Below are 11,356 nucleotides of genomic sequence, written 5' to 3'. Positions count from 1 at the left end.
CCGGGCCTGCCGGTGCGCCGTCCGCCTGCGGTTTCGTGCCGTCCCGGCTGTTGTGATCCCCGCTTCGCACGTACGCTGCGTGACGAACGACCCCGATCCGAGACGACGGACAGTGAGCAGACAGCGATGAGCACCGACTACTCACGGGCCCTCGGCGCCCGGCTCCGCGCGATCCGCAACCAGCAGGGCCTCTCCCTGCAGGGGGTGGAGGACAAGTCGCACGGCCGCTGGAAGGCGGTCGTCGTCGGCTCCTACGAACGCGGCGACCGCGCCGTGACCGTGCAGCGCCTCTCCGAGCTCGCGGTCTTCTACGGCGTCCCGGTGTCGGAGCTGCTGCCCGACCCGCGGCCGAGCTCCGCGGTCACCTCGACCAACAAGATCGTGCTGAACCTCGAGTCGCTGGGGTCGCTGCCCGCCGACGAGGCCGGCCCGCTCGCCCGCTACGCCTCCACCATCCAGGCCCAGCGGCACGACTACAACGGCAAGGTCCTCTCGATCCGCGCCGAGGACCTCAAGTCACTGGCGATCATCTACGACATGAGCCCCGACGAGCTCACCTCACGGCTGATCGAGTGGGGCGTGCTCTCCCCCGGCATGGAGGGCATCGTCAGCTCCGGCGGTGACGAGGAGCTCGACGACGACGTGGACGACTCCTGGGGCGACCGCCGGCGCACTCCGCGCTGATCGAAGGCCCCCCTGCGCCCCAGCGCTCGCAGTCTCGCGCCGGGTCCCTGCAGGAGGGCCGTTCCATCGGGCTCACCGGGACCGGCCGGTTCCGGACACGCGCCGCGAGTGCTGTCCGCGGAGCAGCCGATGTGCCAGGGTGCGGCGACCCGGGCGCGCGCCCGGGAGGCTGGAGGCCGGCGTGCCGGCGGTGCAGATGTCCGGGGTCGCCAAGACCTACCGCAGGCGGGGTGGTCAGGAGCTCCGCGCGCTGGACGGCCTCGACATGACGGTCGAGTCCGGCGGGGTGCACGGGCTCCTCGGGCCCAACGGCTCCGGCAAGACCACGTCCATCCGCGTCCTCCTGGGCCTGGTCCGTCCCTCGGCCGGTGAGATCCGGCTGCTGGACCGCCCGGTGCCCACCGACCTCCCCCGGGTGATCGGCGACGTCGGCGCCCTGGTCGAGACCCCGCTGTTCTTCCCCGGCTTCACCGGCCGGCGGAACCTCGAGCTGCTCGCCGAGACCGCGGGCGTCCCCGCAGCCCGCGTCGAGGAGTGCCTGGAGCTGGTGGACCTGCGTGAGCGCGCCGGCGACCGGTTCAAGGGCTACTCGCTCGGCATGAAGCAGCGCCTCGGCATCGCGGCGGCGCTGCTCAAGGCCCCGCGCCTGCTGATCCTCGACGAGCCCAGCAACGGCCTGGACCCGGCCGGGATCCGCGACGTCCGCGAGCTGATCCGGCGGCTGGGGTCCGACGGCCGGACGACGGTGCTGCTCTCCTCCCACCTGCTCGCCGAGATCCAGCAGGTCTGCGACTCGGTCACCATCCTCGCCCGCGGCCGCCAGGTCGCCGCCGGGCCGGTCTCGTCCGTCCTCGACCGGGCCGGCACGGGGGACGTGCGCGTCGCGGTGCCCGACCCGGCCGCCGCCGCGGCGGTGCTGCTCGGCGCCGGCTTCTCCGTCTCCCCCGCGCCCGACGGGCAGATCCTCGTGCACGGCGCTCCCGCGCCGGGCGAGATCACCCGCGTGCTCGCCGGGCACGGCCACTACGTCGAGGAGCTGGTCCGTGTGACCCCTGACCTGGAGAGCGCCTTCCTCGCGATCACCGGGGAGCGGGCGTGAGCGCGGTGGCCGAGCAGCCGATGGCCGCGCCGGTAGGGGCGACCCGGACGCGGGGCAGCCTGTTCCGCGCCGAGGTGCACCGGTTCACCTCCCGCCGGTTCATCCAGGTGCTCCTCGCGCTGGCCACCCTCGGCTGGCTCGGGGCGGTGGTCATCGGGCTGCTCAACTTCGGTGAACCGACCGCCGCGGACCTCGCCGCCGCGACCGAGCGCCGCGACGAGTTCCTCGCCGGCGAGCAGGAGTTCCGGCAGGTCTGCGAGCAGGACGCCGAGCAGGCAGGGCAGCCCGTCGACCAGTTCTGCGGCCCGCCCATCGACGCCTCGACCGTCCGCGTCGAGGACTTCGTCACCACGGCACCGTTCGACCTCGCCTCCTCCGGCGAGGCCGGCGCGGTGGGCTTCGCCGTCGCGGCGGCGGTGCTCGCCTTCCTGATCGGGGCCACCTGGATCGGGGCCGAGTGGTCCGCCCGCACCATCGTGGCGCTGCTCTTCTGGGTGCCCAGCCGGCTCCGGGTCATCGGCACCAAGACGGCCGTCCTCGCCCTCGCGGCGCTGATCCTCGGCGTCGCCGCGCAGCTCGGGTGGCTGGCCATGGCCTGGCTGCTGGACGCCCTCGTGGGCAGCGACCGCGAGGTTCCCGAGGGCTTCTGGTCGGGGCTGCTCGCCGCCCAGGGCCGCGGGATCGTCCTCACGGTGCTGGTCGGCCTCATCGGCTTCGGCCTGGCGAACCTGGTGCGCAACACCGGGGCGGCCCTGGGCGTCGGCTTCGTCTACTTCGCGATCGCGGAGAACGCGCTGCGCATCCTCGAGCCCACGACGGACCGGTGGCTGCTGTCGACCAACTCCATCGCCCTGGTCCTCCCGGGCGGGCTGGAGCTCGTCGACTTCGGGGGCGGGCCCTCACCGGCCGCGCCGGCCACCTACCTGGTCACCAACCTGCAGGGCGGCCTCGTCGTCGGCTGCTTCGCCGCGGTGCTCGTGGGTGTCGGCACCTGGCTGTTCCTCCGCCGCGACCTGCACTGAGCACATCGTCGTCCTCCGGACGACACCGCGGCCAGGTGCCGTCTCGACCTGCGACGAGCGCGTCCGCCGACGTCTCGGGGACCCCTCCGGGGCCCCGCTCGACGCCGGCCCGGCATGACGGCGGGCCCCTGCGGAGAGGTCGGACGCGTCCGGGTCAGCGGGTGGTGAAGGACCACTCCTCGGCGGCGACGGGCAGGCCCGCGCGGTCCACGACCCCGGCCGTCAGCACCACCGTGTACGTCGTGGCCGCGGCGAGATCCGCGTCCGGGTTGAGGACCACGGTGTTGTTCGTGGCGTTGTAGGTCACCGCCGTCGGGACCTGCGATCCGTCCGGTGCCTCGAGCCACACGACGGAGGTGTCCGGCTTGGTCATCGGCTCGTCGAAGGTGATGAACACGTTGGCGGCGCGGCCGACGCCGGTGGTGTCCCGGTCCGGCGTACGGGTGGTCACCGTCGGCGCCACGGTGTCCGCCGTGGCCGCGCCGACGGTGAACGTCCAGCTGGTCGGCGCCAGGGCGTTGCCGGCCACGTCCTCCACCCCGTCGGTCAGCACGACCGTGTACGAGCCGGCCACCAGGTCGCCGGCCGGGTTCAGGATGACCGTCCTGCTCGTCGCGTTGTAGTTGACCGCGGCGGGCACCCGCGACCCGTCGGCCGTCTCCAGCCACACCGCCGACGAGTCCGGCTTGACGACCGGCTCGCTCATACCGGCCAGCACGTTGGCCCCCTTGGCGACGCCGGTCGCGCCCGGTGGAGGCGACTGGCTGGTGACCGTCGGCGGCACGGTGTCCCCGGACGCCGTCCCGCTGGTGGTGAACGTCCACGTCGTGGGCGCCAGCGCGTTGCCGGCGAGGTCCTTCACACCGTCGGTCAGGACGACCTGGTAGGTGGTGCCGGCGGCGAGATCGGCGTCCGGGTTGACGATCACCGTGTTCGTCGTGGCGTTGACGTTGACCACCGCGGGCACCGTCGAACCGTCCGGCGCGGCCAACCGGACCGACGTCGCGTCGGGCTTCGCCACCGCCTCGCTCATGCCGACCAGCACGTTCACGCCCCGGGCCACGCCGGTCGCGCCGTCCTCCGGTGCCCGGCTGACGACGGTGGGCGGGGTGCGGTCGTTGTCCGGGCCCTCGCCGCTGGTGACGAAGGACCAGCTGGTCTTCGGCAGCGGGTTCCCCGCCGCGTCGGTGACCGTCGCGCTGACGGTGGCGGTGTAGCGGGTGCCGGCGGCCAAGGGGTCGGTCGTGCCCGGGAACGGGTTGAGGGTGGCCACCCCGGTGGTCCGGTTGTAGGCGACCCCCGCGGTCACCGCCGTCCCGTCGGAGGCGGACAGCGTGAAGGTGGAGGCGCTCAGCCCGGTGACCGGCTCGTCGAAGCCGACGGTGACGTTGGTCAGCCGGCCGACGTCGCGGGCATCCGGAGCCGGCGTGTGGCTGATCGGCTGGGGCGGCAGCAGGTCCTGGCTGAAGTTCTCGCAGCCGGGCGCCGGGCCGGTGACGTCGGAGAGACCGTCGACCAGCATGGACTCCCGCGGCAGCGGCTCGGTGTGCCCGATGCCGATGGCGTGACCGTCCTCGGTGAGCAGCGCCTGATGCCGCTGGGCCTCGGTCAGGCCGTCGCTGTTGCGGAAACCGAGGTAGGGGGCGCGGTACCGCACGAGGAAGCCGCCGTGGACACCCGGGTCGGCCTCGATGGCATCCGGGGTGGCGCGGTACTTACCGCTCTCGTTGCGGAACTCGCCGGAGTCGAGGACCGACGGCGGGATGACCGTGCCGTCGAACCGCGTGGCGACCCCTCGGACCACCACGGAGTCGGAGGTCCCGTCCCCGTTCTCGTCCGCCGCCTCAGGGGTGCCGGTCCAGCGGATGTCGTCGACGGTGACCTCGTTGCGGATCGTCCCCGCGTGCACGACGACCCGGTCGCCGGGCCTGATGTCCGGCGTGCCGCCGGCCCAGCAGTCACCCGGGTACACCGGCGCCCCGGCCTCGACGCCGTGGTTGACCTCCAGGCCGACGCCTTCGTCGGTGTTCCAGGCCGGCCCCTCGGCGACGCCGATCACGGCGCCGTCGCGGATCACCTCGACCCGCACGGTCTGGCCGGCCGTGCCGTAACCGAAGACCCCGACGAAGTCGAGGTTGTGGAAGACGGTGATGTTCTTGTTCGGCCCGACGCCCGGACCGGTGAGGGACGCCGACGCCGGCGCCGTGCCGGCCAGGACCGGCGCGACGAGGGCCATCGCCGTCCCGGCGGCGGCCACGCCCCACCGACGACGACGGTCACGGGGTTGCTGCAGCTGGCGCGACAACGGACGCTCCTCGCACTCCGGTGGTCCGGGCCCCTGCCCTCACGGACCCCTGACGGCGCACCGCGCCGGACCCGGTCGACCACCTGCGACTGTGCTGCACCCCGTCGTCGGGGGGACCCCCCGGCATGGGGGTGACCCCACCCCCCGAGCCTGGCGAGGCACCGGTCAGGCGGTGGGGACCTCGGCGGCGAGGATGGCGCCGAGCACGCCGTTCACGTAGCGGGGCGACTCGTCGGTCGAGATGGCCCGGGCCAGCTCCACCGCCTCGTCGATGACGACGGCGTCGGGCACGTCGTCCACCCACAGCAGCTCGTAGGTCGCCATGCGCAGGATCGCGCGGTCGACGTCGGGCAGCCGCTCCAGGGACCAGCCGGAGGTGTGCGCCTCGATCAGCTCGTCGATGCGGGCGCCGTGCTCGTCGACGCCCTCGACCAGGCGGATCGCGTGGTCCGGGACCGGCGGGTTGCCGTCGGCGACCCGCTCGCGGAGCAGCTCGACCCGCTCCCGGCCCCGGACGTCGGCCTCGTACAGGACGTCGACGGCGCGCTTGCGCGCCTTGGTCCGCGCAGCCACGGAGTCAGCCCGCGATCAGTTGACGCGGCCGAGGTAGCGGCCGTCGCGGGTGTCGACCTTCAGCTTCTCGCCGGTGCTGATGAACAGCGGCACCTGGATCTGCGCGCCGGTCTCCAGCGTGGCGGGCTTGGTGCCACCGGTGGAGCGGTCGCCCTGCAGGCCCGGGTCGGTGTGCTCGACGACCAGCTCCATGGTCACCGGGAGCTCGACGTACAGCGGGGTGCCGTCGTGGACCGCGACGACGACCTCGGTGTTGTCCAGCAGGTAGTTCGCGCCGTCGCCGACGGTCTCGGCCGGCACGTAGATCTGCTCGAAGGTGTCGCCGTCCATGAAGACGAAGTCGGTGCCCTCCTTGTACAGGTAGGTCATCGACCGCTTGTCCACGGTGGCCGTCTCGACCTTGGTGCCGGCGTTGAAGGTCTTGTCCACGACCTTGCCCGACAGCACGTTCTTCAGCGTCGTCCGCACGAAGGCCCCGCCCTTGCCGGGCTTGACGTGCTGGAAGTCGGTGACGGTCCAGAGCTGCCCGTCCAGGTTGAGGACGATGCCGTTCTTCAGGTCGTTGGTGGTAGCCATCTAGAGGACCAGCAGTTCCTTGCTCGTGAGGGTCAACAACTCGGGCGCGTCATCGGTGACGATGAGGGTGTCCTCGATCCGGACACCGCCGTGGCCGGGCAGGTACACACCCGGCTCCACGGTGACGGCCATACCGGCGGCAAGCGTACCCGCGCCCTGTTGACCGATGCCTGGCGCCTCGTGGATCTCCAGCCCCACGCCGTGCCCGAGGCCGTGGGTGAAGTGGTCGCCGTGGCCGGCCGCGACGATCACGTCCCGCGCCGCGGCGTCCACCGCGACGACGTCGGCACCGACGGCGAGCGCCGCCCGGCCCGCGGCCTGTGACTCGGCCACGAGCGCGTAGATCTCCCGCTGCCAGTCGGCCGCGTGGCCGAGCACCAGGGTGCGGGTCATGTCCGAGTGGTAGCCGTCGACGGTGGCGCCGAAGTCGAGCTTGAGGAAGTCGCCGGCGCGCAGCTCGGTGCGGTCGGGCCGGTGGTGCGGCACGGCGGAGTTGGCCCCGGCCGCGACGATCGTCTCGAACGACGGCGCCTCGGCGCCGAGCGCCAGCATGCGGGCGTCGAGCTCCCGGCCGACCTCCAGCTCGGTGCGCCCGGGGCGCAGCGCCCCCTCGGCGGCGAGCTCGGCCAGCGCCTGGTCGGCGACGGCGCACGCCCGGCGCAGCGACTCGACCTCCCCGGCGTCCTTGACCGCCCGCTGCCCCTCGACCGCCCGGCGTACCGAGACGAGCTCCGGGACGGTGCCACCGGCGGCGGCGTCGGTGAGCACCCGCTCCAGGCCGTGCAGCCCGTCGACGGTGAGGTCGTGGGACTCGTAGCCGATCCGGCCCGCGCCTCGCCGCACCGCCTCCCGGGCCAGCGCGGGCACGGTCGCCCGGTCCACGAGCAGCTCCAGGTCGGGCACCTGGACCCCGGCCTGGGTCGTGTACCGGCCGTCGGTGCCGAAGAGGTCATCGCCGTCGACCCGCAGCAGCAGCGCGCCGTTGGAGCCGGTGAAGCCGGTGAGGTAGCGGACGTTCAGCAGGGTGGTGACGAGGACGGCGTCCAGCCCGCGCTCGGCGGCGGTGGCGCGCAGGACCTCCCGTCGTCCCGAGGCCGGGCTCACCGCACCCCCCGCAGCGTCATCCACTGCAGCGCCAACACGTAGCCGTGCACCCCGAGCCCGGCGATGACGCCGTCGGCCACCCGGGAGACGTAGGAGTGGTGCCGGAACTCCTCGCGCCGGTGGATGTTGCTGATGTGCACCTCCACGACCGGCGCGGTCACCGCGGCCAGGGCGTCGTGCAGCACGATCGAGGTGTGCGACCAGCCACCGGGGTTGACCACGATGGGGTCGCCGGCGTCGGTGGCCTCGTGGATCCAGCGCAGCAGCTGGCCCTCGTCGTCGGTCTGGCGCACGGCCACCTCGATGCCGAGCTCCCGGGCGGCGGTCTCCACCAGCTCGACGAGCTGGTCGTAGGTCGTGGTGCCGTAGACCTCGGGCTCGCGGGTGCCGAGCCGGCCGAGGTTGGCGCCGTTGAGCACCTGGATCGTCATGTGATCTCCGGAGGGGGCGGCGGGGCGGGTGGGTGCTCGGCCACGGCGGCCCAGGCCGCGTCCAGCCAGGCCTGGTCGGGGTCGGTCAGGATGCGGGGGTTGCCCAGCCCGTCGAGGACGACGAAGCGCAGCGAGGCGCCGCGGGCCTTCTTGTCCACGCGCATCACCTGCTGCAGCCGCTCCCAGTCGCCGGCGTAGGTGGTGGGCAGGCCCATGGCGGTGAGGAGCTCGCGGTGCCGGTCGACCTCCGCGCGGGTCAGCAGGCCGGCCCGGCCGGCGAGCTCGGCGGCGAAGACCAGCCCTACGGCGACCGCCTCGCCGTGGCGCCAGCCGAAGTCCTCGACCCGCTCCACCGCGTGGCCCAGGGTGTGGCCGTAGTTGAGGAACTCGCGGACCCCGGTGTCGAGCAGGTCCTCCCCCACCGCGGCGGCCTTGACCCGCACCGCCCGCTCGATGAGCTCCTCGGTGTCGCGGCGGCCGGTCGGGTCGGCGGCGAGCAGCTCAAGGATGCGGCCGTCGGCGATGAAGCCGCACTTGACCACCTCGGCCAGCCCCGCGCGGAACTCGTCCTCGGGGAGGCCGGCCAGCAGGTCGGTGTCGGCCAGCACGGCGGCCGGCGGGTGGAAGGCGCCGACCAGGTTCTTGCCCGCCGCGGTGTTGATGCCGGTCTTGCCGCCCACGGCGGCGTCCACCATGCCGAGCAGGCTGGTGGGCACCTGGACGACGCGGATGCCGCGGGTCCACGTCGCCGCGAGGAAGCCGGCGAGGTCGGTGACGGCCCCGCCCCCCACGCCGACGACGGCGTCGGACCGGGTCAGCCCCAGCCGGCCGAACTCCTCCCACACCTCGGCGGCGACCTGCGCGGTCTTGGCCGCCTCGCCGTCGGGGACCACGACCGCCTCGGCCGCGACGCCGGCGGTCTGCAGCGTCTCCACGGCGGCGCCGGCCGCGGCGGCGAGCGGTGGCGCGTGGACGACGGCGACCTTGGGCGTGCCGGCGAGCACGAGCGCCAGCTCCGCCTGGGCGCCGGGGCCGATGACGACCTCGTACGGCTGCTCCCCCGCGACCGGGACGCGCCGGGTCACCGGGCCTCCTCCGGGGTCAGGACGGCGAGCACCTCGGCGACGACCTCCTCCGGTGGGCGCCCCGCGGTGGGCACGCGGTGCGTGGCCACCTCCGCGTACAGGGGGGCGCGCTGTTCGAGCATGGACCGCAGCATGGCGCGCGGGTTGACGGCCAGCAGCGGACGGTCGCGGGAGAGCCCCACGCGGCGGGCGGCGGAGGCGACGTCGACGTCCAGCCAGACGACGGTGCCGCCGGCCCGGCCGTGGGCGACCAGCAGCTCCCGGGTGGCGGCGCTGGTCACCGCACCGCCGCCGAGGGCGAGCACCCCGGTGTGCTCGCCGAGCGCCCGGGCGACCGCCCGCTCCTCGAGGGCGCGGAAGTGCGGCTCGCCGCGCTGGACGAACAGGTCGGCGACCGTCGCGCCGACCTCCTCCTCGACGTCGCGGTCGGTGTCCCGGAAGGGCAGCGCCCGCGCGGCGGCGACCGCCGTGCCGACCGTCGTCTTCCCCGAGGCCGGGGGACCGACGAGGACCAGGGCGGGACCGCTCACCGGTAGGGCAGGGAGTCGAGGTAGCCCTGGGCGTTGCGCCGGGTCTCGGCGACCGAGTCGCCGCCGAACTTCTCGAGCGACGCGTCGGCCAGGACGAGGGCGACCATCGCCTCCATGACGACGCTGCCCCGGGGGACGGCGCAGGCGTCGCTGCGCTGGTTGATCGCGACCGCCGCCTCGCCGGTGGCGACGTCGACGGTCTGCAGCGCCCGGGGCACCGTGCTGATCGGCTTCATGGCGGCGCGCACGCGCAGCACCTCGCCGTTGGTCATGCCCCCCTCGATGCCGCCGGCGCGGTCGGTGAGCCGCTGGACCCGCGTCCCGCCGTCGGCGAGCACGATCTCGTCGTGGGCCACCGAGCCGCGGCGGCGGGCGGTCTCCAGCCCGTCGCCGACCTCCACGGCCTTGACCGACTGCACGCCCATGAGGGCGGCGGCCAGCCGCGCGTCGAGGCGCCGGTCCCAGTGCACGTGGCTGCCCAGCCCCGGCGGCAGCCCGTGGACGACGACCTCGATGACGCCGCCGAGGGTGTCGCCGTTCTTCCGGGCGTCGTCGATCTCGGCGGTCATCCGCGCGCTGGTCGCGGGGTCGGCGCAGCGCACCGGGTCCTCGTCGAGCCGCGGGTTGTCGTCCGGACCGGGGACGATGCCGTCGGGGGCGACGACGGGACCGATGCCCACGACGTGGCTGACCACCGAGACCCCGAGCGCCTGCCGCAGGAACGCCTGGGCGATCGCACCGAGGGCGACGCGGGCAGCGGTCTCCCGGGCGCTGGCCCGCTCGAGCACCGGCCGGGCGTCGTCGAAGCCGTACTTCTGCATGCCGGCCAGGTCGGCGTGGCCGGGCCGCGGGCGGGTCAGCGGCGCGTTGCGGGCCTGCCCGGCGAGGATCTCGGCGTCGACCGGGTCGGCGGACATGACCGTCTGCCACTTGGGCCACTCGGTGTTGCCCACCTGCACCGCGATCGGCCCGCCCTGGGTGCGGCCGTGGCGGACGCCCCCGGTGAGGGTGACGAGATCCTGCTCGAAGGACATCCGGGCACCCCGCCCGTGCCCCAGCCGGCGGCGGGCGAGCTGCAGGTCGAGGTCGGCCGTCTGCACCTCGACCCCGGCCGGGAGGCCCTCGAGGATGGCGGTGAGCTGCTGGCCGTGCGACTCACCGGCGGTCAGCCAGCGCAACATGCTGGGGAGTCTAGAAGGAGGAGGACCCCGGTCCTCGTCCCCCCTCGCAAGCTCGGGGCGAGCCTCTGGACCGGGGCCGTGCAGAGGGGCGATCACGGCACGGGCGGCAGCCCGCCGATCGCGAGCGCCAGGACGGCACCGGCAAGCAGCGGCGGGCCGAAGGGGACCGTGCTGCGCCAGCCCGCCCGCCGGGTCGCGACCAGGGCCACCGACACCGCCGCCCCGGTGAGCAGGCCGAGGAACACACCGGCGAGCAGCACCCCCCAGCCGAACCAGCCCAGCACCAGCCCCAGGAGCCCGAGCAGCTTGACGTCCCCGAGACCCAGGGCCGCGGGCGCGAGCAGCCGAAGCACCCCCGGGACGATTAGGGCGACGGCGCCCGCCGCGACGGCCCGCGCCAGTGGCAGCCACGTGCCCAGCACAGCGGCGTCGACGAGCAGGGCGGCCCCGCACACGGCGGCGGCCGGCAGCACCACCCGATCGGGCAGCCGGTGCGCCGCGAGATCCACGCCGGCGAGCACGACCGCGGCCCCCGCGACCCAGAGCAGCCCCACGGTGGCGGGCCGGACGCCGCCCAGCAGGACGGCGGCGGCCAGCAGCGCGGCCGTGAGCGCCCCGGTCAGCGCGATCCGGGTCGGCGTGGGCAGGGCGGCGTCGTCCCGGGCGGCGAGCCGGACCGAGACGCGGGCCAGCACCGGTCCGAGGAGCAGCCCGGCGAGCACCGCGACGCCGGCGAGGACCGGGCGGGACACGTCCACGGCGGGCG

At 74.5% G+C, this 11,356-nt stretch carries 12 protein-coding genes; 3 read left to right on the top strand and 9 right to left on the bottom strand.

Going from position 1 to position 11,356, the window contains the following annotated elements; translation table 11 throughout:
• Positions 1–126 precede the first annotated feature (126 nt).
• The 3 genes from bldD to ACI79P_RS16985 all read left to right on the top strand — a co-directional run bounded on the left by bldD (position 127) and on the right by ACI79P_RS16985 (position 2,805).
• A complete protein-coding gene (gene bldD / locus ACI79P_RS16995; RefSeq protein ID WP_456582236.1) occupies positions 127–684 on the top strand; it encodes a transcriptional regulator BldD in 558 nt (185 codons plus the stop codon).
• 181 nt (positions 685–865) lie between these two features.
• On the top strand, positions 866–1,783 hold the full coding sequence (locus ACI79P_RS16990; RefSeq protein WP_456582235.1) for an ABC transporter ATP-binding protein: 918 nt from the start codon (positions 866–868) through the stop codon (positions 1,781–1,783).
• Complete coding sequence (locus tag ACI79P_RS16985) at positions 1,780–2,805, top strand: hypothetical protein (protein WP_456582234.1); 1,026 nt, start codon at positions 1,780–1,782, stop codon at positions 2,803–2,805. Before ACI79P_RS16990 ends, ACI79P_RS16985 begins: the two co-directional genes overlap by 4 nt.
• A 154-nt stretch (positions 2,806–2,959) precedes the next feature.
• On the opposite strand, the gene ACI79P_RS16980 is transcribed toward ACI79P_RS16985, so the two are convergent.
• The 9 genes from ACI79P_RS16980 to ACI79P_RS16940 form a co-directional block, all read right to left on the bottom strand.
• Complete coding sequence (locus tag ACI79P_RS16980; protein ID WP_456582233.1) at positions 2,960–5,110, bottom strand: Ig-like domain-containing protein; 2,151 nt, start codon at positions 5,108–5,110, stop codon at positions 2,960–2,962.
• 165 nt (positions 5,111–5,275) lie between these two features.
• Entirely contained in the window at positions 5,276–5,683 is a 408-nt protein-coding gene (gene nusB, locus ACI79P_RS16975) for a transcription antitermination factor NusB (RefSeq protein WP_456582232.1), read from the bottom strand.
• Between the two features lie 15 nt (positions 5,684–5,698).
• Positions 5,699–6,259, bottom strand: coding sequence for an elongation factor P (efp, locus tag ACI79P_RS16970; RefSeq protein ID WP_456582231.1), 561 nt, complete (start codon positions 6,257–6,259; stop codon positions 5,699–5,701).
• Positions 6,260–7,363, bottom strand: coding sequence for a M24 family metallopeptidase (locus ACI79P_RS16965; RefSeq protein WP_456582230.1), 1,104 nt, complete (start codon positions 7,361–7,363; stop codon positions 6,260–6,262).
• Positions 7,360–7,794: a type II 3-dehydroquinate dehydratase gene (aroQ, locus tag ACI79P_RS16960; RefSeq protein ID WP_456582229.1), complete on the bottom strand. Its 435-nt coding sequence runs from the start codon at positions 7,792–7,794 to the stop codon at positions 7,360–7,362. The genes ACI79P_RS16965 and aroQ overlap by 4 nt, the downstream gene beginning before the upstream one ends.
• Entirely contained in the window at positions 7,791–8,879 is a 1,089-nt protein-coding gene (gene aroB, locus ACI79P_RS16955) for a 3-dehydroquinate synthase (RefSeq protein ID WP_456582228.1), read from the bottom strand. Before aroB ends, aroQ begins: the two co-directional genes overlap by 4 nt.
• Positions 8,876–9,409 (bottom strand): shikimate kinase, encoded by a 534-nt coding sequence (locus tag ACI79P_RS16950; RefSeq protein WP_456582227.1) that lies wholly within the window; start codon positions 9,407–9,409, stop codon positions 8,876–8,878. Before ACI79P_RS16950 ends, aroB begins: the two co-directional genes overlap by 4 nt.
• Positions 9,406–10,590, bottom strand: a complete 1,185-nt coding sequence (gene aroC / locus ACI79P_RS16945) for a chorismate synthase (RefSeq protein WP_456582226.1) — start codon at positions 10,588–10,590, stop codon at positions 9,406–9,408. The genes ACI79P_RS16950 and aroC overlap by 4 nt, the downstream gene beginning before the upstream one ends.
• 92 nt (positions 10,591–10,682) lie before the next feature.
• Positions 10,683–11,348: a prepilin peptidase gene (locus ACI79P_RS16940; RefSeq protein WP_456582225.1), complete on the bottom strand. Its 666-nt coding sequence runs from the start codon at positions 11,346–11,348 to the stop codon at positions 10,683–10,685.
• Between the last annotated feature and the right edge of the window lie 8 nt (positions 11,349–11,356).

The organism is Blastococcus sp. SYSU DS0510, assembly GCF_054050835.1.
The sequence above is the reverse complement of the archived record's forward strand: the minus strand, read 5'-3'. Positions and strand labels throughout refer to the sequence as shown.

Excerpts from the sequence above, each read along its gene's own strand:
- bldD (WP_456582236.1), top strand. The coding sequence starts at position 127 with ATGAGCACCGACTACTCACGGGCCCTCGGCGCCCGGCTCCGCGCGATC.
- efp (WP_456582231.1), bottom strand. The coding sequence starts at position 6,259 with ATGGCTACCACCAACGACCTGAAGAACGGCATCGTCCTCAACCTGGAC.
- aroQ (WP_456582229.1), bottom strand. The coding sequence starts at position 7,794 with ATGACGATCCAGGTGCTCAACGGCGCCAACCTCGGCCGGCTCGGCACC.
- aroC (WP_456582226.1), bottom strand. The coding sequence starts at position 10,590 with ATGTTGCGCTGGCTGACCGCCGGTGAGTCGCACGGCCAGCAGCTCACC.